The following is a 21686-nucleotide window of genomic DNA, read 5'->3' on the forward strand; positions in this document are numbered from 1 at the left end:
GGCACATTAATAATCGAGTAAAAAAACAACAAATTAAAACTTAAGGAAGATATCTTTATGCAAGGGATGCAGAAGAAGGTATTGTGGTGTGTGCTCGGATTTTGTATTTTGGGCCTCATTACATGTGTATATTGGTTAAGCCCTGACTCAAAAAACACACCAGCTCAGATGAGTGAAAATAAAGCTCAAAACTTAGTATCAGCGCCTCATACAGATCATTCATCGCTAAAAGAAGACGCGTACCATAGTAAAAGTCAGCAAGACACCGAAGTTAACTGCCAGTTAAAAATTGATAGTTCTCAACATTTGGTCGTAAATAGTCAAACCCGTGACTGCTTTGAATATTTTATTACCCAATATGGGGAAAATGATTTAGAACAAATCAAAATTCACTTTGGGAAATTTATTCAAGGACAATATCTAGAGCCAGCTCGCTCACAGATTATGGACTTATGGACCCGTTATTTAAAATATCGTGAACAGCTTGCTCAAATGCAAGCACCTTCAGCAAAACAACAAGATAAAAATTATTTTCAAAAGATTTTTAACTCGATCCAAGATATAAGAAAACGCTTTTTTTCGGCCTCTGAAATTGAAGGGCTTTTCTCGAGCGAAGATATCTATCAGAACTACACACTAGATCGAATGCAGATACTTGAGGACTCTTCTTTAAGCGAAATTGAAAAAGCACGAAAGCTTAAAGAGCGTTTCGAAGAACTTCCAGAAGACTGGCAACACAACCTACAAGAACTCTCCAAACTTGATGATTTACATACGCTGACCAAACAAATTAAAGCTCGTAAGGGTTCAGCAGAAGAACTTCGGCAGATGCGTACAGCACTTGTTGGAGCCGAGGCAACTCAAAGATTAGAAACTTTAGATACACAACGGAATGCTTGGCAACAAAGGGTCACCAGTTACCTCGATGGTCGAGATGAAATTATTAAAAGTAACATGAGTGATAGCGCCAAAAACCAAGCGATTCAGCAGTTACGTCAACAACAATTCAATTCATCACAAGAACAACTAAGACTTCGAACTTTTGAAACGGTCCATGATCAGGGAGGTGAACTGCCATTTAATTACTAAGCCTTTCCTTTTTGGGAACTGGCTAACATTCACTAGCAGTAAGAAGCTGCTTTTCATACAAAATAAAAATAGTGAGTAAAAAATGAAAAGGAAGTTAATGTTTTTCTGCGCTGCAATGCTCTCAGGACTGAGTATTTCAGCGGCCCATGCAACAAATGCTGAACAAGTTAAAAGCTCGTTCGTATATTCATCTTACGCACAAACAAAATACCCACTGGTTTTTAATCACGGTATGGCAGGCTTTAGCCGAGTTGGAACAGATACGCTTGGTCTTGATTATTGGTACCAAATTCTTCCTGATCTTGCTCGTAATGGAGGAAATGTCTGGGCAACAAGAGTCTCACCATTTAACTCAACAGAAGTGCGTGGAGAACAACTTGCACAGCAAGTAGAAGAAATTATTGCCATTACCGGTAAGCCCAAAGTCAATTTAATCGGTCATAGCCACGGGGGGCCAACAATTCGCTATGTGGCTGGTATCATGCCAGAAAAAGTGGCATCACTCACAACGATTGGCGCACCTCATAAGGGATCACCAATGGCAGATGTCATCCTGAATGTTGAGGGTACTCCTCTTGCAGGCGTGGCAACTTTAGTAAACTGGTTTTCAGCAGCAATTACTTGGGCAGGAGGTCTAGATCCGACAAGTTATCCGCACGACTCTTTAGCAGGTGCTCATAGCTTATCAACTAAAGGTTCAGCTCAGTTTAATGCTCAATTTCCTATGGGTATGCCAACTACTTCTTGTGGTGAGGGGGCATATCAAGAGAAAGGTATTTATATGTATTCTTTCTCAGGAAATAAAGCTTTAACAAATCCATTAGATCCATTTGATATTGCCCTTACAGGCAGTAGTCTAGTAGTCGATCCGTTTGGTGATAATGATGGGCTTGTTTCACGATGCAGCGCCAAATTTGGTAAAACCATTCGTGATGATTACAACTGGAATCATTTAGATGAGGTGAATCAAGTGCTTGGGATACGCTCTATTTTTGCTTCAGATCCTGTCTCGGTTTACCGTCAACATGCAAATCGTTTAAAACTTCAAGGACTATAATTTTTAAACAAAAAAATGCGCCAAAAGGCGCATTTTTTTACTCGGTATAAGCTTACGCTTTACGAGCTGGTAATTTTTCACGAATACGTGCAGCTTTACCAGACAAGTCACGGAGGTAGTAAAGTTTAGCACGACGAACGTCACCACGACGTTTCACTTCGATTTTAGCAACGATTGGAGAGTGAGTTTGGAATACACGCTCAACGCCAACACCGCTAGAAATTTTACGAACTGTAAATGCAGAGTTTAAACCACGGTTTTTCTTCGCGATTACAACACCTTCAAATGCCTGAAGACGCTCACGCTCACCTTCTTTTACTTTAACTTGGACAATAACAGTGTCACCAGGAGCAAAAGCAGGAATATCAGTTTTTAACTGTGCATTTTCAATAATTTGAACTAAAGGATGTTTACCACTCATTGTGGGAATCTCCAATATGTGCGGAGTCAGAAGAGGTCTGAGGTTCCGCTGGGGATAGAGGCTAAAACGCATATCAACCCGTTTATCTTTCCCTTTATGACAATATGTCTATAAAGAGCCTTAGAATATACATAAAACTATTCATTAAATAGAATCATGCTTTAACTCGAAGCATTGCTTCTCGTATTTTTGCAGAACTTTCGTTCCTGAGAATAGCGGTTAAGAATTACCACCACTCCCTTGCGCATCTTTTAGCCATTTTTTCTGCTGCTTATTCAACTCTACTTTTTCAGCCAACTCTGGTCGACGTTCTAAAGTTCGTTGATACCGCTGCAAAAAGCGCCATTTTTCGATATTGCCATGATGTCCAGATTTTAACACTTCTGGTACATCCAGCCCCTCAAAATGGTCTGGCTTTGTATATTGTGGACAATCTAAAAGACCATCAACAAAAGAATCTTGTACTGCTGACTGTTCATCTGACATTACATTCGGCAAACGGCGAATAATACTGTCAAGTAACACCATAGCGGGCAGTTCACCACCAGATAAAACATAATCACCAATTGACCATTCCTGATCAACATATTGCTGGATCAAACGTTCATCCACTCCTTCATAACGTCCACACAGTACAATTAAGCCGTCGTAATCAACAAACTGCTGTACTGCCTGTTCATCTAAGGTTTTGCCTTGTGGAGACATATACACTACAGGAACATGAACATATCCTGCTTGTGAGGCAAGCTGTTTAGCATGGTTAATTGCTTTCGCCAAAGGCTCAGCCATCATCACCATTCCAGGGCCACCACCAAATGGACGTTCATCCACTCTTCTGTAGTTTCCCTCAGCAAAATCACGTGGATTAATACAAGTAACTTGTACAATATCCCGTTTTGCCGCACGTCCGCTGATGCCGTAGGCTGTAATCGCTTCAAACATTTCAGGAAAAAGCGTAATGACTGCAAAAAACATCACAGACTCCTCTATTTTCCTGCTGTATTAATCCTAAAAGGATTAATAATCTACGCCCCAATTGACGTAAATACGACCAGCTTCAAGATCAACACGTTGTACTACATCTTTATGCCAAGGAATCATGCGTTCTTCTGAATCAATGCTGTCTGGGGTAGCATGCACCACCATCACATCATTGGCTCCAGTTTCAAACAACTCATGAATTTTACCTAAGTTTACTTCCTGTTCTTCATCATCCAGACCTAACACTATTAAGCCTTTTAAATCTGACCAGTAGTACTCATCTACATCTGCTTTTGGCAGTTGAGACTTAGCAACCCAGATATTAGCGCCAACCAAGTTTTCTGCTCCAGTGCGATCACTCACACCTTTCAAAGCAACAACTAGACCTTTGCCATGTGGTTTCCAACGTTTTACATCTATTGTTTGCCAACCGGCCTTGGTCTCAATGTACCAAGGCAGGTAGTCAAACATATTGCTCATGGGTTCTGTATTTGAATACACCCAGAGCCACCCATTCAATCCATAAGCTGAACGTAACTGTCCAATCTGAATACGATCTTCGGGAACATTCTGTGTTGATGTCATGGGTTACCTACTACAAAAAAATTATGCAGTAGCTTTTTTAGCTTGAGCAGCTAAAGAAGCAACACGTTCAGAAGGTTGAGCACCTTGAGAAACCCAGTGAGCAAAACGGTCTGCATCTAAACGAAGTTTTTCTGCTTGACCTTGTGCAGTTGGGTTAAAGAAACCGATACGCTCGATGAAACGACCATCACGTGCATTGCGGCTATCAGTCACAACGATTTGATAGAATGGACGTTTTTTTGCGCCGCCACGTGCTAAACGAATAACAACCATGATAAAAGCCTTATAATTCTTACGGATTATCCCTGCGCCGACCATCGGCAACACTTCAAACCCCTTTCATAGAGGGCGACATTCTACGTGATTTTCGCCCTGAAAGAAAGATTATTTTTTGAGTTATCCGCAGTTTTGAATTTAAATTAACGTCTATCCCAATTCGAAGTAGTAGAGGTTGTACAAGACTGGCCTTTAGTCCAACATTTTTGCCCTTCACTGTTCAAAAGTACAGTTCCATTTCCAGCTTGAATCGTAGTTGTTTTAGGAGTTGCAGTAAGCGTCCATGTTTGATCATTAACATTTAAAGCAATTCTATAAACTGCATTTGAGGTGGGATAGTCTTTACTTGTCAACCCGTTATCTAGCGTTGCATTTGTATAGTGATGATTAATAGCATAATAACTTTGGAGACGCTGTGCAGTTTGCATCATTTCACTTTGCACATCTGCGCGATTTCCACGAATTTTATACTGAGTATATGAGGGATAGGCAAGTGCTGCCAAAATTGCAATAATGGCAACAACAATCATTAATTCTATGAGGGTAAAACCTTCATACTTTTTCATTACCATGTCTCACTACTACTGCCACAGTTTGTATATCCACTGACTACATTTTTAACTTTTGTCATACAACGAAAACCGTCGCTGTTTATAAGTAAATCATAGTTATTAGCTTGCTTAGGTTCACCACTACTATCCTTAGCCCTTTCCACAGTAATAACCCAGTTTAGGCCTTGGACTTTCGCTGAATCTGCCGTCTCTTTATCATCAGAGTCCTTTAAAATAGATAAAGGTAAATGTTGAGTACTGTCTAATAACGTCAGTGTGTACTTTGCAGTTGTTGACGTCGCATCCAGCGGTAACAACAAACTACCAGTTGTTTTATCATAGGGAGTAACCGTTCCAGCATTATAAAGATAAGTCGCATCAAAACCTTTATAGCTAAAGTTTTTAGCTTTAAAGCGCTCTAACTCCGTAGCAATACGCTGAGCCTCTTGTTTTGCTACTGCCAGGTCTTTTTTTTCAAAGTATCGCGTATAACTTGGATACGCGATAGCAGCCAAAATCGCAATAATCACCACAGCGACCATTAACTCAATTAAGGTAAAAGCTCGTTGTTTCAACATGACTTCCCCTAGCGAGTTTCATACCAGCGTAAATGTTGTAACTTCGCAGTGGTACTAAATAACTGACATTGTGGTAAGTTTTTATTAGCAGTATTTGAACAATCACTACCCGAAGTCACATTTTTCATCAGTACACTACTAGTACTATTACCATCAGTATAATCACCAATACCTGTACCCAAAATACCCGCACCCAGATTTGTACTATTTGGTTGCGTTGTGGTGGCACTATAAAAATTACATTTTCCTGTCGGCAAACAGAATTGATAAAGCTTAGAATCACCCTTTACCCCAGCACCACAAGAACCACCAATACCATTACCATCACGGTAAAATACATTGACATAAAGCATGCCATCTAATGCATAGAGCCCATTCATGCCTTTATATACACCAGCACTATTAGAATATGTATATTTCCAACCATCATTCGCAACTACGCTCACCCCATTTTGATAAATATCACCAGCAAAACTAGCTGTAAAATATGTATTTAAATTCCTAAGAGTAGCAATATTTTTGGTCGTTAAATCAGTATCTACTAAGCTATACAAATTAGTTTTGACTACATCTTTATCAAAAACAACAAATACACCATCATTTGCACTTGTTGAAGCAGTCGCATTATTTGTACCAACAACGCCTGATAAGGGAGAACTACGGTTACCCGAACTGAGCGCAACACCCCCAACAAGTGAACCATTGTCATCCTTAGAGACAGAGAAACTTGGTATTTCATAAAAACGTGGGCTCGTACCATCATTATCAACATGCTGATTAAGCAAACGTACTACATGGGTTACAAAATTTCCTTTTTTGGCTGCGGCATTATCACCAGTTGCATTGTTATTTAAGTCAATGCGAAAAGCCTGCCCACCCAAGTCCCCAAAATACAAATGATCAACTAAACCGTCACTGTCACGATCTACAGCATTAATTTGACTAACTACACTGTATTTTAAATCACTATTTTCAGTATGTGCTTGAGCACCTTTATCTGCAGATGCATTAGCACTTGACCACCAAAGTAAATCACCATTGTTGGCATCAAACATATAGACGCCTGCACCTTTATTATTGGTCTGATCATAAGCTGGATTTTCATAACCCGCGTCATAACCACCGCCAACAAACATCACTAGTTTTTTCTTACCGCCAAAATTAACATAAGCAATGGTCGGTTTTGACCAACTTTGTCCCATATAACTGAGTGCATTATCAGTATTTGGTGTTTGATCGGCATTGATTGCACCATCTGGGTTAATATGAAATTTGAGTTTAGGATTGGTTAAATCAGACAAGTCCAATGCATAGTAGCTGCGTCCCCCCATACGTAAACCACCATACACCCATTGCAAACCTTTTAAGGCAATTTCATCGCCACTGGTGCTATCAGTTATAGTACGTCCAGAATTATTTACCGTCAGTGTTCCATCTGCTTTTGCAACATATTGCGTGTGTGCAGTCCAAGGACCATCTATGCCATAGAGTAATTCAGGGCTACTGGTTTTTTCTTGTAAAAAAGCAGTTCTTTGTTTTTCACTTTGCATCATTTCATTTGGCACAAAAGCAAAAACCTCTTCACCCTCCTTACGATCAGTATTACCATTTTTTACCTTTACGACATGCAAAATACCCTGTGTTGTGCCAAATAATAAATAATCTTGCCGGCTTGTAGTATCCAATTGCCCATTTGTAACCGTAATTTTACCCTCTTGAGTCAACAGAATTGGCGTGGAATGCATAACTGCACCGATTTGACGCAAATCAACTGTTTTACCAATAAAATCTGCTAATTGAGCATCTCCAGCTATTGGGACGTTGTAACCCAACAAATTCAACCAATAATTTTTTTGTGGATCATTTCTAAAAAGAGCCGAAACATTGGGGTCCACTGCAAATAAATTTTGTAAATCTATTTTCTTCAATGTGTTAATTTCATTTGCAGTATAAGGTGTCTCACTCCCTGTAATTTCTCGATTGGTATAAATTGTCCGCTTCACATTATTATCTACAATACCTAGCGGTAATCGACCAGTAACTCCATCCCCATCACTATCATTCCAAATCCCTGTAGTATTTTTATTAAGTGCCCCATTCGTATCAAATAATTTAGCTGTTTTATCTGCACCACGAATCTCACCACTAACTACATGATACTTATTCATATTTCCTGCCCACATTTGAGTATTATCCTGTGGTTTTGGAATAAAAGAGGCATAGTAAGCATAAGGCTGGATACGTAATGGATTTAATACATCTTGCGGTAATGTTGGAGAACCTGTGGTGACAGAATCAAAAGTTGGTTTTACTTCATCCACAAAATTAACAATACTTTGTGCAATCTGCGCTGGATTAGATGCTGAATACCACCCCCCTTTACCATATATCCCCCAAAGTGCAGTATTGGTAATATCAGCTTTGGTTGCCCCACCACCACCTGCATAATCATTTGTAATTACATTAGCATTATAAGCATCAACAATTTCTTTTTTATTTGCAGCATTATCTAAGTTGCGATCGTAAGCATAACCATTATCTAAAAGCTGTTGATAAAACTTACCAAAACCAACAGCAGCAGTTTTTATCACTGGACGTGTAGTCGTGCCTGTTGCTAAAGTTCGAGCAAACTCTTCAATACATTGCCAAGGTGCATCACTTTCGGGACTCACCAATGTCGTTCCACTGGAACTAGTTGTAGCTTGATAGAAATCTGTTCGTTTACAGCTAAAGATATTACCAACACTACTTTGCATTTTAGACTGGGGATTATAACTAGATCCTTGAGTTGGACCACCATCAGTCAATGCATAAATACCGTTACCATTACAACTTGAAGTATCTGAGCCAATAGTCGTTAGTAAAGATTGTGCTGCAACCGCATAAGCATTACCTGTTGGGGTATAATTATTTGCATTTATTCCTGCAATTTTAGAGAGCATACATTGCCGTTGTGTAAAACTCCCCCCACATTCTGTTGCCACCGCATCTAAACGACGGACAGGTAATAAAACAGTACCGCCATTGGTGCCTGAAAAATCGGTTAAACCAGCAATAATGTTATCGCCCAACTTTGCACTACCATTACGCCCTAACAATACATCAAATAATCCGTCTTTCAGTTTAGTAATACGATCATAATATTTTGTAGCTCCAACAAGTTCAGATTTATAATAAAAACAAGTCGAAGAACTACTCGAACAGCTATTACTTCCTGTTGCAGTCGTAACTGCTGTATAAGCTGTAAGTGAAGTAGAAGTAGGGGCTAAAATAGTAACTGTACAATCAGCAGAATTTGTCGATGAAGGTCCACAAGCAGCCCAGCTCGTTGTACTACCACTTTTTGTTCTCTTATAGTAATAAACACGCTGATTTGTACCACCCGTTTGGCAATAAGATCTTGCATAAGTAGGAATAGTTTGTCCATTAAAAGTATTACTAGATGTATCAGTTGTTGTAGGGACTGTTAACGAACTTTCCGATACTGAAGCATCACAAGCATCTTTAAAATTATTTGATGCTTTCATACTTATTGATGTATCTAGTAAAAACATAATTCGGGTTTTACCACCACCCGTCCCGACACTGTAAATATCAATATCACTTGCATAGCCCGAAACACTATAACAAGTAGTAAATGTCATTAATGCTGACAACGTTATAGAAAGTATTTTTTTCTGATTCAAATTCATCATTTTTTCAATCCCCAATCTTTCTGTATCACGATGCCAACTTAGGCGAACCACCAACGGTATAATCTGCATGTTGCATGTTATAAGGTATGTTTAATCCATCAAAACAAGCTCCCACCAAAGAAGCACGTTGTTTAAAACAATTTTCTATTTGTGAGCTACTCGCCCCAGCAAAACTTGGCAACACAGAAATAACGGTTGCTCCAATATTATTCGAAATACTTGGGATACTACTTTGCCCTTGGCTCGTACCTAGAGGCACATTGCCAAAAGGGCTGGCGGTGGTTGCAGCACGAGTTAAATACACCTGAGATAAAACAGCTGAACGCCCTGTTGCAAACCAGTTTGATTTACAAAAACCAGTTACCCCAATTTTCGTTGTGCTACCATCGGAAGTAATCGCACTTGCATTTTGTAAACTAAAGAATGTACTTCCCGATGCCTTATAACAAAACACCAATTCATCTTGTGCATTATCTACCGAGTTAAAATAGGCAAACATGCCATTTAAAGCCAGTTGCTGGTCAATCTTTGCTGGGTTCTCAATATTAAATAATGCTGCATCAGAGTTTTCGAGCAATAAGGCATTTACTTGACTATTTGTCGCAATTTTTAAGCCTAATATCCCCGATTTAATGGCAAGTGTTCCCAACAAAGTGACCATAATTAAAATAATCAGAACAACAATGAGTGTTGCACCGCGCTGCTTTGTTCTCATGATGCCCCCAATGTGTTTCTTAATGCCACCACCTGACTTACAGCCTGTCGTAAATATTTTTGATTGACTGCATCTGTTCCACTTAGTGTCACAGTCTGCCCTGCCAATTTAAATATCTTTTGGGTGTTTACATTTGAATCAGAACCGATTTTTCCAGTTGAACGTGCTAAAACCCCTATTTCAACTGAAACTACTTGTAAATATTCTTTTGGTTCAGTAACACTACTGCCCATAGCTGCTTTATATTCATCTAAAGTCATATAACGTAAGTTATTATTTACTAAATTTTTAATTCCTAATCGCACTTTGAAAACATCAATATATTGCATAATTTGCTGAGCATTATTATCTAACCCAGTAATGGCCGTATCACCAGTTGCATACCATCCAGCATCACAAGCCAATGAATAAGAAACTGGCTCACCTGTAGGCTTGTTAATCTCTTTTAAGAAATAGCGTTGCACAATAGTTTTAGACTGTGCACTGGTAATCGAATTCCCTTCACAATCTATAATTTCATTTGCAGCAGGCACATATTGAATAGTTAATTGGTCACTTTTCCCTGAAGTGTTGTCAGTATCTTTATTCTGTAAAGATACAAATTTAGTTTCTAAATCAGTAATATTCTGCAAAGCTATAGGAAGGTTTTCTTTAGCGAAAATAATACCTGAACCGATCACTTTATTATTTACATATTGACTGGATACAGTATTCAAATTGGTATGGCGTAAATCATATGTTAAGGATGAGAGTCCAAAATTGGCATTTTGCTGCAAGCCCCCTAAACTACTTTGTAGTCCCATTGATCGCTGGCTACTTAAAAAAACAGCAAGCCCTGCAGCAACAATAAGTAAACCAAGTGCTAAAGCAACCATGAGTTCAATCAGAGTAAAAGCTTGTTGAGGTTTAATCATGGTTATAAACCTCCATAATGATACATTTGGCATCAGGTACATAGGCTGTGCCATTGGTACAATTTGAACCACTACTCCCATCTGTAGCTGTTGTACCGCTCCATGCTATATATATACATTGGCGAGTTAACGTAGAGCCTTTACAATTCAACACTGCAAGACTCATACCTAAGTCTGTAGCACGTTGTTTGACCTGAGCATAATCATACTTCGCCATATTAGCAGCACTACAAAAACCAGCAGAACAATTCGTTAATGTTTCGCCTTCGCCAAGATCTACATAACTATTTAAACCAGTACGGTTCACACGCATGCGCTCTGCCAAGTCTCGGGCAATATTAGTTGCTTGAATGTTCTGACCTGCTTCAGTACTCGCAGCAACTGCTCGCACTTGTAAAGCAACAAAACCAAGTACAGCAATACTTAATAAAAGTAGTGCAACAAGCACCTCCATCAAACCAGCACCTTTTTGAGTCGTTATCATTGTTATTTTCTCCAATTAACCTGGACAACTGGTTGCCGATTTATCGTAAAAAACGATGCCATCTTTTTGCACATAAATATAGGATTTTAAAGTGTTATCTGAAGTATGTTGAAATACAAAACATAAGTTTGTAGTTGCTGTAGATTGTCCCTGACGGTTATACGTAATACTTGCAGCACCAGTGTATTTCTCAACGTGGTTAGAAGGTATCCATTTTTTATAAAAGGTTGTCACGCTACTATCTAAAGCCAACACTCGATTAGTTTGTTTAAATACAGCTTCTGAACGAGTTTCAGCCAGTAAGTTAACAAAATTGCCAGTATCAACACTCAATTCATTTCTACGAATCGTTTGAGTAAAAGACGGCGCAGCCATCATTGCGATAATAGCCATTACCGCAATCGTCACCATGAGCTCAACCAAGGTGAACCCTTCTTGCGGAATAATTCCCCTCATCCCCAGATACCCCAAATAAACTTAAAAATTTTTATTTATTATTTAAATTTTACGGTTTAGATTTACAAAACAAATACAAAGCAGATAAAGGGTATAAAAAAACAGATAACTGTCATATCAACAATTATCTGTTTAACTTTTTAAAATCAGTATGTTAAATAAGTCACATTTTATGCTTGTGTCACATGAATACGTAATTCTTTAGGAAGACTAAAGGTTATATTTTCTTCACGCCCATCTAATTCTTTAGGTGCTTGGGCGCCCCAGTCTTGTAAACGTTGAATCACTTGCTTAATTAGAATTTCCGGCGCTGACGCACCCGCTGTCACACCAATTTTGCAAGTATCATTGAACCATGACTGTTCTAACTGATCAGCATTATCTACAAGGTAAGCTGCTTTGCCCATACGCTCTGCAAGCTCGCGTAAACGATTTGAATTTGATGAGTTAGGTGAACCTACGACCAATACAACATCACACTGTTCGGCCAAGTCACGTACAGCATCCTGTCTGTTTTGAGTTGCGTAGCAAATATCGTCTTTACGTGGCCCTTGAATATGAGGAAATTTTGCACGTAAAGCATCAATAACTTTAGCCGTATCATCAATTGATAAAGTTGTTTGAGTTACAAATGCAAGTTTTTCAGGGTGTCTTACTGCAAGTGCTGCAACATCCGCTTCATCTTCAACCAGATAAATGTCACCACCTTTTAATTTGTCATATTGACCCATTGTTCCTTCAACTTCTGGGTGCCCTTCATGACCAATTAAAATTGCTTCAGTACCTTCACGCGCATATTTAGTCACTTCAATATGAACTTTGGTAACCAAAGGGCAAGTCGCATCAAATACTTTTAAGCCTCGGCGCTCCGCTTCTTGCTGAACAGCTTTTGAAACACCGTGCGCACTAAAAATTACAATTGAGTCATCCGGAACCTGATCTAGTTCATCAACAAAAACTGCCCCTCTTTGACGTAAGTCATCTACCACAAATTTATTGTGTACAACTTCATGACGTACATAAATAGGAGGATTAAAACATTCTAAAGCCCGATTGACGATTGCTATGGCTCGATCAACACCGGCACAAAAACCACGCGGATTAGCTAACACAATTTCCATAACAGCCTCAAAATTAATAAAACAGGGGAATTTCTCTTGAATATTTGCAATTAAAACTATTCAGTTTAAACGCACGGTACACTACAATAGCGAAGATATTTTATCATATCAGGAAAAATATCATGTCGGGTCTATTGTTTGTCGTTTCTGCTGCATCAGGAACAGGCAAAACATCTTTGGTGAAAGCCCTGCTTGATCGTGTAAGCAATTTACATGTTTCAGTCTCGCATACTACCCGAGGTCAACGTCCTGGTGAGTTAGATGGTGTTCACTATCACTTCACTACAAAAGATGACTTTCTAGACCAAGTAAACCATGAAGGCTTTATCGAATACGCTGAAGTATTTGGTAATTACTATGGCACTTCTCAAGCAACTGTAAAACAACAGTTAGCTCAAGGACACGATGTTCTACTTGAAATTGATTGGCAAGGTGCAGAGCAAGTACGCAAACTTTTTCCTGAATCCAAGCAAATATTTATTTTACCGCCAACACAGTTTGACCTACGTCAGCGTTTATCTAATCGCGGCACTGACTCAGTTGACGTCATTGAACATCGTTTAAGCTGTGCAGTTGAAGATATGCAGCATTACACGAACTTTGATTACATCATTATTAATGATGATTTTAATAAAGCCTTACATGAGCTTGAAGCTGTGATTACAGCAAACCGTTTAGTGTTATCCCAGCAAGCAAAACGTTATCAAACATTAATTCAAGACTTGATTACTCCTCAACCAAAACAGGAATAACTTGAGTCTGGATCGAAAGCCTTTTATACTGTTTAGTCTGTTCAAATTCACCATTCCAAAACGAGAACTTTTATGGCACGCGTCACCGTTGAAGATTGTTTAGATCATGTAGACAACCGTTTTGAGCTTGTGCTCGTTGCAAGTAAACGTGCTCGTCAATTGGCACGTCAAGGCATGGAGCCAACTGTAGAATGGGATAACGACAAACCGACTGTAGTTTCTTTGCGCGAAATCGCGGCAGGACACGTTACGAAAGAAATTCTTAAACAACGTGAACAAGATTATCAAACTTCTAGTCTTGATCTTGCTCTTTCTACAAACAGCTTGAATTTAGAAGGTTTTTCTTTCTAATTAATTCTGTTTCATAAAAAAACCATCGTTTTTCTACGGTGGTTTTTTATTTGGCTTTGTCTTGAATTTAAAGATATTGAAAAAATCAATTATTTTCATTGAAAAAAAATACACTTTTTCAAATGAAAAAATTGACAAGTTCCGCAATATGCTTTTCATTAAGAAGTAGATAGATTTAGTTTCTCAGCATTAGGAAAAAGGGTGATTTATGCCAGGCGAAGAGGTCAGCCAAGCCAAGCAACAGCTTAAATTGATTATCGACCCTTACTTATCGGTAAGTGAGGTCGAGAAAGTGCTTGCTGCCTGTGATTTTGCCGATCTAGCGCATACTGGCATTACACGTAAAAGTGGTGAACCCTACATTCTGCATCCAATTGCTGTCAGCTGCATTCTTGCGAACATGCGTTTAGATGCTGAAACTTTAATGGCAGCACTTTTACATGATGTTATTGAAGACACTCAATATACAAAAGAAGATATTACTGAAAAGTTTGGTCTGACAGTTGCCGAGCTAGTTGACGGTGTAACCAAACTTAGCCAGTCAAGTGATAAAGAATATAACAAGGCCGCCTCATTCCGAAAAATCTTGCAAGCGACGCTACAGGACCCACGTGTCATTATTATTAAATTAGCCGATCGCTATCATAATATGACAACTCTAGGTGCTTTACGTCCAGATAAACGCGCCCGTATTGCTCAAGAAACTCTTGATATCTTTGTGCCAATGGCGAGATTAGTCGGCATGAATGAAATGGGCGATAATCTAGAAAATCTTTGTTATCAAAATCTTGATCTTGATATGTTTGATAACGTGCAAAATGCGCTACGTCAAACCAAACCAGAGCGATGTAAATATCAAAGTATCTGGGAACAAAATCTCGCAGAACTTCTCCACAACTATCATATTCAAGGCCGCATTAAAAAGAAAAATAACAATATCGAATTATTACGCCATTTCGTTAAAAATGAGATGGATCTACAAGAGCTTACCCATAGCCATGCTTTTGAAATTGTTTTACAAACAATTGCCGACTGTGACCGCTTAGTTGATGCTTTAAGAGAAAATTTTCAAGTCATCCAATACCAAGACCATATCCGTCGTCCGCTTCCTGGTGGCAACCAATCTTTATTGATTAAACTTAAAGGTGAAAAAACCACATTATCTCTTACCATTCAAACCGAGCTTATGCGTAAAGCTGCCCGTTTTGGTGTAGTATTAGGTGAAAATGCACCACAAACTTGTCGCTCAGCCATTCAAGCCTCTATGCAGAACTTGAATACGCTTATCGATGGAGAATGTGCAAAAACAACCTTCAATGATTTATTAGATTACTTACATCAAGAAAAAATTTGGGTTTACACACCACATGGTCAACTCCATGAATTACCACAAGGTGCTACCGTAGTTGATTTTGCTTATTCAGCAAGTTTATTTTTAGGTAACCATGCAGTTGGTGCAAAAGTGGATGGTGAGATTAAACCATTATCTACACCATTAATTAGCGGTCAGGTTATCGAAGTTATTACGGATGTTTTAGCAACACCAAATCCAGACTGGTTAAGCTTTATTAATACGCAAAAAGCCCGCCGTGCTTTACAACATGTTCTTAAAGATCAAGAAATAGAAGAACAGCGTCTTGTCGGTGAGCAAGCACTTTCCCGCGCATTAAAACTCTTCAATCGTTCGATCAGTGATCTCTCTGATGCTGACTGGTTAGATTTACTGCAATGGCGTCATATCGATAACAAGAATACATTGTTTGAACAAATTGCGGTTGGTGACTTACTTCCTCAACTTGTGGCTAATCACCTATTTGCTCATGACAAACACCCTCAAGTAGAAAACTCAGATCGACTTATTCAGAGTACTGAAGGTATCGACGTTAAATATGCGCATTGCTGCAATCCAGTTTTAGGTGACCCAATTCAGGGGCACTTAACACGTCGTGGGTTAATTGTGCATCGCATCCGCTGCCATAACTTGCTACATGAACAACATCTACATCCTGAAAATATTATGCCGCTTCAATGGAAAGCAGATGATGTAGATGATGTACGTTTTACCGCCTACCTCGCTATAGATATGACAATGAATGATGAACAGGTATCAGACCTGATCTATCAATGTCGTAAAAATAATGCTGGGGTAGAGATGGTTCATTCAAATGAGCAAAGAACTTTTGTTAATATTGTAGTTAACAACCGTAAACATATTGCAAAAGTCATCCGTGACTTACGTATGCATTATGGTTTCCCGCGTATTGAACGTTTGGATGCTCCTAATCCCCAAATGGAAGTTTCAAAAGTAAGCTAGTCTTTACAAGAGCTATTGGTCAGGTTTATGTTTCTTTAACAAAATCAAACTTTCCAAATCCACTTAATCAATTAAATCGATGATACTTTTGTCCAAACCTATCATCGATTATGATGGAAAGAGATTTAATCAAGGAGAACCAAATGTCCCGCCAAGTGATTCATACTGAAAATGCCCCTGCTGCTATCGGCACATACTCTCAAGCTATTTTAGTAGACAATACGCTATATCTCTCAGGGCAGATTGGTTTAGACCCATACAGTATGGAACTTGTAGAAGGTATCGAAGCTCAAATTCGCCGTGTATTTGATAATTTAAAAGCGGTTTGTGAAGCTGCTGGTGGTTCACTTGCAGACATTGCCAAACTTAATATTTTCCTAACCGATTTATCAAATTTCCAACTTGTAAACCAAATTATGGGTGAATATTTTGCTCAACCCTACCCTGCACGTGCAGCATTAGGTGTAGCTAGTCTACCTAAAGGTGCATTAGTAGAGATGGATGGTATTGTTATTATCAATCAATAAGATACAAAATATTAAACACTCGAAATTAAAAAATATTTAGCTCTAAATTAGGTACCACCCTTGCGTAAAATTTGAACACCACTCAGATTTCCGCTCAGGTGGTATTTTTTTATCCAAAATCCCAATAATAATAAATGAGATTTTAAATGAATTTCATTGACAAACGATAATAATTATCAATAATATCAATTATCGCATTTATATTTGGGGATCACTCCCATGTACGTTTGCTTGTGTCGTGGCATTACCGATCAAGATATTAAAGACGCTGTTGAAAATGGCGCTGAAAGCTATCGCGAAATTCGCGACTTGCTTGATCTCGGTACTTGCTGTGGACGCTGTGCACCAGAAGCACGTGCTATTATTAGTGAAGAATTATCAGAAATCGCTGCTCGTATTTCCGTAGCTGCGTAAAAGAATTATAAACATTTAACCGTATTTATTAGCTCCTCCACCGCTTTTTGCGGAACGTTAATAGTTCCTCATTCAAGCGGTTTTTTTTGGCAGGAAACTTTCCTTTACTAATATTGTGTTGTTTTTGATTGCGATTTTCATTTGCTGTTCCATAAACTACTCGCCATATCCATGATTGTTCACTAAAATGGTTTTATAGATTGCCTTAATTGGATTAAGGCAGAAATTGTTTTGGAGTAGCTACAATGAAAGGCAATCGTGATGTCATTAATCAGCTTAACCAAGTGCTGTATCATCATTTAACTGCAATTAATCAATACTTTTTACATTCACGCATGTTTAATGATTGGGGAATTGAACAGCTAGGTTCTGCCGAATATAAAGAATCAATTCGTCAAATGAAGCATGCAGACAAAATTATTGAACGTATTTTGTTTTTAGAAGGCCTGCCTAATCTTCAACATTTAGGCAAACTTTATATCGGCCAACACACAGAAGAAGTCCTGCACTGTGACATTCGTAAAGTGAAAGAAAATATAGAGGCAATTCAAAAAACAGTTGCACTCGCTGAAACAGAACAAGACTATGTAACTCGTGATCTCGTTCAAGAAATTTTAGAAAAAGAAGAAGAATATTGGGACTGGTTAGATACTCAGATTGACCTTATCGGCAACGTTGGCATTGAAAATTACATCCAGAGTCAGATGTAATTTCTCATAAAAAAATCCCCTTGAGTACAAGGGGATTTTTTTATTACTTTTCTTTTAATAAATCTGGTAGCGTTATTTTTTGCTTATACAGGTGCTGTAAAATTAATATTTGCTGCTGCGCCTGCTCTATTTTTCCATTATAAGCCAGCAATTTTGCATATTTACGTAAATTATAGGGAGTCGCTTTATTCTTTACTGAATTTCCCCACTCAACTAAATCAGCTTCAGGTAATTTAGTTTCTGGATTAAGTTCAATCCATTTTAAACGCTCTTCAAACTGCGTTAAAACAAAAATTTTACTGCTTCCCATGAACTCTGCATTTGGCTTTTTATTCTTATAAAGTAAATTACTATTCAGAACATAGACATTGTAATCACGTAAAATCGCAATAATAAGCAGTAAACTAACTATCCATATTAAGCGAAAAAGTTGCTTATTAAGTACAATTCCTTTGAGTACTGGAGTCTGCGCCTGAACAATACCAAGTAAAAAACCACAGGTAAGCAAGAAATAAGCATAGCGCTGTGGGAACTCGAACATGGCATGAATAAACACCGCACACAGCATCATAATCGCTATAATTGAGATGGTTTCTTTAGCCTGTTGATTTAACCAAAGGAACCAACATGCAAAGTAAGCAATGATTACAGTCGCTAATGGAATACCATTCCAGATAATTAAATCAAGCAGTACATTATGGGCGCTATTAAACCATACATGTACAGTTCCATATTGAATACTATCGACTACAGCAACACTAGTTTGGCTCCACCCATACCCTGCCCATGGTTGCTGAGCTATAGCATGTAATATCTGTATCCACATACCTACACGCTCATGCCCCGAACCTGCCCGAGCAACAAACGTACTCGTTTCAGTAATCTCTGTATTTGTAGAGAATTCGATGAATTGAGTGATATAAGGTAAGATTAAGCCAGCAATTAAAAAAAATGTTAAGCACCACAAAAAGCCTTGAGCAATTCCAAATCTTTTTTGCTTTTTAAACTGCTTAATCATCCAATAGATGAGTAAAAATGGAAAAACTATCCATGAAGTTCGTGACTGACTCAATGCAACCGTAAATAAAATAATGAGCGCTGAAGGCAATAACAACGAGATAGTTACTTTGTTCTTTTCATATAAATATAAACACCCTAATAATCCAATAATTAAAAAGGTCGCCATATTATTGGGTTGACCAAAATTACCGTAAGGACGATTACCCAGCAACTTAAGCACATACGGAATATGAGACTCGATATTCAACCATTGGCAAATTGCAATAAAGCTAGTGGCAAGGGATACAATAATTACGAGTAAGCTAAAACCCGAAAAGATTTGATCTCGCTTTTGTTGATCTAAAGACAGGTTATAACCAGCTAAGACCATAAACCAAAAACCTAGCAAGTAAAATGAACTCAATAAAGCTGTGCTCAAATCAAAAACTAAACCAAAACCCCACTGTACTATTGGTATAAAAATAAATGGCAGCAACAATAGTTGTGCTCTAGGAATTTTAATATTTTGCTGAATTAGAGCGGCTAATACGCATAATCCAGCCCCAAAAGTACTCACTTCACTTGAGAACATGACCCAAGGGCTATAGTGAAATGGAGACAACCATGCAAAACCCAACAGGATTGCAGCGAGGAATAGGAAGAATACTTGCATAGTGAGAGGTTAGAGACCAAAACTGGAGAGAATTATACATGGAAGCCTAAAAGAAAATGTATGAAGTCTCTATGAAAAGATCTTGATAGAGTTTACTTCAAAAAATTAAGGAATTTTTGAAGCTGGCACCAAGTGCTCAGCAGCACCATAAAACCAGAAATTTGGTGCCATTCTTTCAGCATAGCTACCACAACCCCAGCACATTAAATCTTGTCCTAAATACATGATCGTAATGTAAAAAAAGATAGCTCCCCATAAACCGATCAGTATTTTTGTCAACAGAAAAGAAAATTTGGAACTAAAAGATAATTTTCTTTGGGAAAAAGTAAAAGCTATAAATAATACACAAGCAATTTGTGAAGCGGGATAAACCATACTTCCTGAGAACATCGCATCAACTAAAATTGCAGCTAAACCAGCTTTTGCAATAGGTAAAGCATTCTTATCTATAAACAACCTAACAACTTGATATATCATCCAAACTAAAAAAATACATCCAACTATTCCCCATTCAAAAATTAATCTTAAATATAAGTTATGTATGTGATGTCCATATTTATATTGGATTTCTGAAAGATATCCTCCCCCTACTCCGGTCCATGGTTTTTCTTTCCATTGCTCAAAAACAAACTTCCACATTTCTGCACGCATGGATGTCCCTATTCTCATTACGGTCATTGTATTTTTATCAGCGAAATGAATAGTACTTTTATAAACCAAAAATGCTAAAAATATATAACCACAAGTTTGTAGTACTAAGTTTCGACTTTTTCGAGTGGAGATAAAGAAAACTAGTAAGCCTGTCATTACTGCAAGTAAGGCCGATCTGGCACCATCGAAGAACCACGCTAGAGCGAAAAAGAAAATAGCAATTGGATAAAAGTAATGAAAATAAGGGTAGTTTTTATTTCTTAAAAAAATGAGAAAAAAGAATATAGGCACGATAACACTGTCATAAATTCGGATCGTGCCAGAGTTAAATTGCCAGTCAAACCATTGTTTATACAAAATAAAATTAATGATAGAAATAAGAATAAATAAACACGGAATAAATGCTGAAACGACAATAAATGCTAAGCCATGTTCTATATTTTTGATATTCTTTAACTCATATGTTAAAGCAAAAAATATAAATAGTAATGCTATCGCAGACCAAAGTTCTTGAAACTGAAAAATGCTATAAGTTGTTATCTGTATAGTTATTAATAGGCTAATTAGAAAAAAAGTAAATTGAGTAACGATTGAATATTCTATTTTTTTTGTAAATATTAAGACCAATAAAGCACATAATGCTAATGGAAATTGTAATAAACGAAGTTCATCATATTGGAAAACTGAACAGCCAATTTGATAACCCAATAAAGCTGCGACCAGATAAATTACTATTAGCATAAATAGAATAGTTTTTTTTAACATATTTATTTTCTTCAATAAAAAAGAGAGGTCTAGACCTCTCTTTTTTATTTTTTAACTTATGAAGCTGTAAAAGATTGTGGAAGTAATTCAGCTGGTGCATCAGTAGAACTATTCTTTGTTAAGATACCTGTTTCACTTACATTCATTGCAATCTTTTTAGATGTAAGTTTATTTGAAACACCTGATGATTTGAATGTGTAGGTAATGGTACAAGATGGGGCTGTTCCACCAATCTCAGCATCACCGTATTTTCCACCTACTTTATCAGCCGCTGTTACTGCCGTAGCCCCGCCTGCAAAACATGTCCCAGCTTGTAAATTAGTATTAATCGTTGTTTTCAATCCATCCGCTAATGTAAATGCTTCAGATGCTTGTGAACGAGCGATATAGTTTTGATATTGCGGAATCGCAATTGCCGCCAAAATACCAATAATCGCAACCACGATCATGAGTTCAATTAATGTAAAACCTTTTTGTGCATTCATAGCCTTTTTCCCCAAAGATTGTATGTATGTTTTTATATAAGCTTTTTCAGCTATCAACTATATTGCAGCAACCATGCCAACTTTTATTTTATTTATAAAACAAAAACTTATACTAATTTTTC

23 protein-coding genes and 1 pseudogene are annotated in these 21686 nt (G+C 37.8%); 9 read left to right on the forward strand and 15 right to left on the reverse strand.

Annotation, left to right across the window (positions count from 1 at the left end; translation table 11 throughout):
* The first annotated feature begins 57 nt into the window (after positions 1 to 57).
* Together F936_RS00730 and F936_RS00735 are read left to right on the forward strand one after the other, a co-directional pair.
* Positions 58 to 1089, forward strand: coding sequence for a lipase secretion chaperone (locus F936_RS00730; RefSeq protein ID WP_005043995.1), 1032 nt, complete (start codon positions 58 to 60; stop codon positions 1087 to 1089).
* A gap of 115 nt (positions 1090 to 1204) precedes the next feature.
* Positions 1205 to 2146, forward strand: a complete 942-nt coding sequence (locus tag F936_RS00735) for a lipase family alpha/beta hydrolase (RefSeq protein ID WP_080595467.1) — start codon at positions 1205 to 1207, stop codon at positions 2144 to 2146.
* A gap of 52 nt (positions 2147 to 2198) precedes the next feature.
* Here the strand turns inward: F936_RS00735 and rplS are convergent, their stop codons facing one another.
* From rplS to F936_RS00790, 11 genes are all read right to left on the reverse strand, one after another.
* Positions 2199 to 2567, reverse strand: a complete 369-nt coding sequence (gene rplS, locus F936_RS00740) for a 50S ribosomal protein L19 (RefSeq protein ID WP_003653770.1) — start codon at positions 2565 to 2567, stop codon at positions 2199 to 2201.
* A 219-nt stretch (positions 2568 to 2786) separates the two neighbouring features.
* Positions 2787 to 3542 (reverse strand): tRNA (guanosine(37)-N1)-methyltransferase TrmD, encoded by a 756-nt coding sequence (gene trmD / locus F936_RS00745; RefSeq protein ID WP_005043997.1) that lies wholly within the window; start codon positions 3540 to 3542, stop codon positions 2787 to 2789.
* 42 nt (positions 3543 to 3584) lie between these two features.
* Complete coding sequence (gene rimM, locus F936_RS00750) at positions 3585 to 4133, reverse strand: ribosome maturation factor RimM (protein WP_005043998.1); 549 nt, start codon at positions 4131 to 4133, stop codon at positions 3585 to 3587.
* A 21-nt stretch (positions 4134 to 4154) separates the two neighbouring features.
* Entirely contained in the window at positions 4155 to 4406 is a 252-nt protein-coding gene (gene rpsP / locus F936_RS00755; protein WP_000260334.1) for a 30S ribosomal protein S16, read from the reverse strand.
* A gap of 146 nt (positions 4407 to 4552) precedes the next feature.
* Positions 4553 to 4975, reverse strand: coding sequence for a type IV pilin protein (locus F936_RS00760; protein WP_005043999.1), 423 nt, complete (start codon positions 4973 to 4975; stop codon positions 4553 to 4555).
* On the reverse strand, positions 4975 to 5538 hold the full coding sequence (locus tag F936_RS00765; RefSeq protein ID WP_005044000.1) for a type IV pilin protein: 564 nt from the start codon (positions 5536 to 5538) through the stop codon (positions 4975 to 4977). Before F936_RS00765 ends, F936_RS00760 begins: the two co-directional genes overlap by 1 nt.
* Before the next feature lie 8 nt (positions 5539 to 5546).
* On the reverse strand, positions 5547 to 9233 hold the full coding sequence (locus tag F936_RS00770; RefSeq protein ID WP_017390108.1) for a PilC/PilY family type IV pilus protein: 3687 nt from the start codon (positions 9231 to 9233) through the stop codon (positions 5547 to 5549).
* 25 nt (positions 9234 to 9258) lie between these two features.
* Complete coding sequence (locus tag F936_RS00775) at positions 9259 to 9948, reverse strand: pilus assembly PilX family protein (RefSeq protein ID WP_005044002.1); 690 nt, start codon at positions 9946 to 9948, stop codon at positions 9259 to 9261.
* Positions 9945 to 10862, reverse strand: a complete 918-nt coding sequence (locus F936_RS00780) for a PilW family protein (protein ID WP_005044003.1) — start codon at positions 10860 to 10862, stop codon at positions 9945 to 9947. Before F936_RS00780 ends, F936_RS00775 begins: the two co-directional genes overlap by 4 nt.
* Entirely contained in the window at positions 10855 to 11346 is a 492-nt protein-coding gene (gene pilV / locus F936_RS00785) for a type IV pilus modification protein PilV (RefSeq protein WP_004639691.1), read from the reverse strand. Before pilV ends, F936_RS00780 begins: the two co-directional genes overlap by 8 nt.
* 15 nt (positions 11347 to 11361) lie before the next feature.
* Positions 11362 to 11802, reverse strand: a complete 441-nt coding sequence (locus F936_RS00790) for a pilus assembly FimT family protein (RefSeq protein ID WP_005044004.1) — start codon at positions 11800 to 11802, stop codon at positions 11362 to 11364.
* Between F936_RS00790 and F936_RS18535 the strand changes: the two are divergent.
* Positions 11708 to 11960: pseudogene (locus F936_RS18535) on the forward strand (hypothetical protein); the annotation flags it as partial. The gene F936_RS00790 and the pseudogene F936_RS18535 overlap by 95 nt on opposite strands.
* 12 nt (positions 11961 to 11972) lie before the next feature.
* Here the strand turns inward: F936_RS18535 and ispH are convergent.
* The gene (ispH, locus tag F936_RS00795; protein ID WP_003653781.1) at positions 11973 to 12923 is read right to left on the reverse strand and encodes a 4-hydroxy-3-methylbut-2-enyl diphosphate reductase; all 951 of its coding nucleotides are present in this window, start codon (positions 12921 to 12923) and stop codon (positions 11973 to 11975) included.
* Positions 12924 to 13045: 122 nt separating this feature from the next.
* On the opposite strand from ispH, the gene gmk reads away from it, so the two are divergent.
* The 6 genes from gmk to bfr all read left to right on the forward strand — a co-directional run bounded on the left by gmk (position 13046) and on the right by bfr (position 17991).
* The gene (gene gmk, locus F936_RS00800; protein WP_005044005.1) at positions 13046 to 13675 is read left to right on the forward strand and encodes a guanylate kinase; all 630 of its coding nucleotides are present in this window, start codon (positions 13046 to 13048) and stop codon (positions 13673 to 13675) included.
* Between the two features lie 72 nt (positions 13676 to 13747).
* Positions 13748 to 14026, forward strand: a complete 279-nt coding sequence (gene rpoZ, locus F936_RS00805; protein WP_002116990.1) for a DNA-directed RNA polymerase subunit omega — start codon at positions 13748 to 13750, stop codon at positions 14024 to 14026.
* 208 nt (positions 14027 to 14234) lie between these two features.
* Entirely contained in the window at positions 14235 to 16340 is a 2106-nt protein-coding gene (locus F936_RS00810; RefSeq protein WP_005044009.1) for a RelA/SpoT family protein, read from the forward strand.
* Between the two features lie 143 nt (positions 16341 to 16483).
* A complete protein-coding gene (locus tag F936_RS00815; RefSeq protein WP_002116996.1) occupies positions 16484 to 16867 on the forward strand; it encodes a RidA family protein in 384 nt (127 codons plus the stop codon).
* Positions 16868 to 17086: 219 nt separating this feature from the next.
* On the forward strand, positions 17087 to 17281 hold the full coding sequence (locus F936_RS00820; protein ID WP_004639703.1) for a bacterioferritin-associated ferredoxin: 195 nt from the start codon (positions 17087 to 17089) through the stop codon (positions 17279 to 17281).
* Positions 17282 to 17526: 245 nt separating this feature from the next.
* A complete protein-coding gene (gene bfr / locus F936_RS00825) occupies positions 17527 to 17991 on the forward strand; it encodes a heteropolymeric bacterioferritin subunit Bfr (protein WP_003653790.1) in 465 nt (154 codons plus the stop codon).
* Between the two features lie 43 nt (positions 17992 to 18034).
* Here the strand turns inward: bfr and F936_RS00830 are convergent, their stop codons facing one another.
* From F936_RS00830 to F936_RS00840, 3 genes are all read right to left on the reverse strand, one after another.
* The gene (locus F936_RS00830; RefSeq protein WP_005044011.1) at positions 18035 to 19663 is read right to left on the reverse strand and encodes a PglL family O-oligosaccharyltransferase; all 1629 of its coding nucleotides are present in this window, start codon (positions 19661 to 19663) and stop codon (positions 18035 to 18037) included.
* A gap of 105 nt (positions 19664 to 19768) precedes the next feature.
* Positions 19769 to 21079, reverse strand: a complete 1311-nt coding sequence (locus tag F936_RS00835; protein ID WP_005044014.1) for an O-antigen ligase family protein — start codon at positions 21077 to 21079, stop codon at positions 19769 to 19771.
* 56 nt (positions 21080 to 21135) lie between these two features.
* Entirely contained in the window at positions 21136 to 21564 is a 429-nt protein-coding gene (locus tag F936_RS00840; protein ID WP_005044016.1) for a pilin, read from the reverse strand.
* Between the last annotated feature and the right edge of the window lie 122 nt (positions 21565 to 21686).

It is taken from the genome of Acinetobacter calcoaceticus DSM 30006 = CIP 81.8, from assembly GCF_000368965.1.
GTDB classification, from domain to species: domain Bacteria; phylum Pseudomonadota; class Gammaproteobacteria; order Pseudomonadales; family Moraxellaceae; genus Acinetobacter; species Acinetobacter calcoaceticus.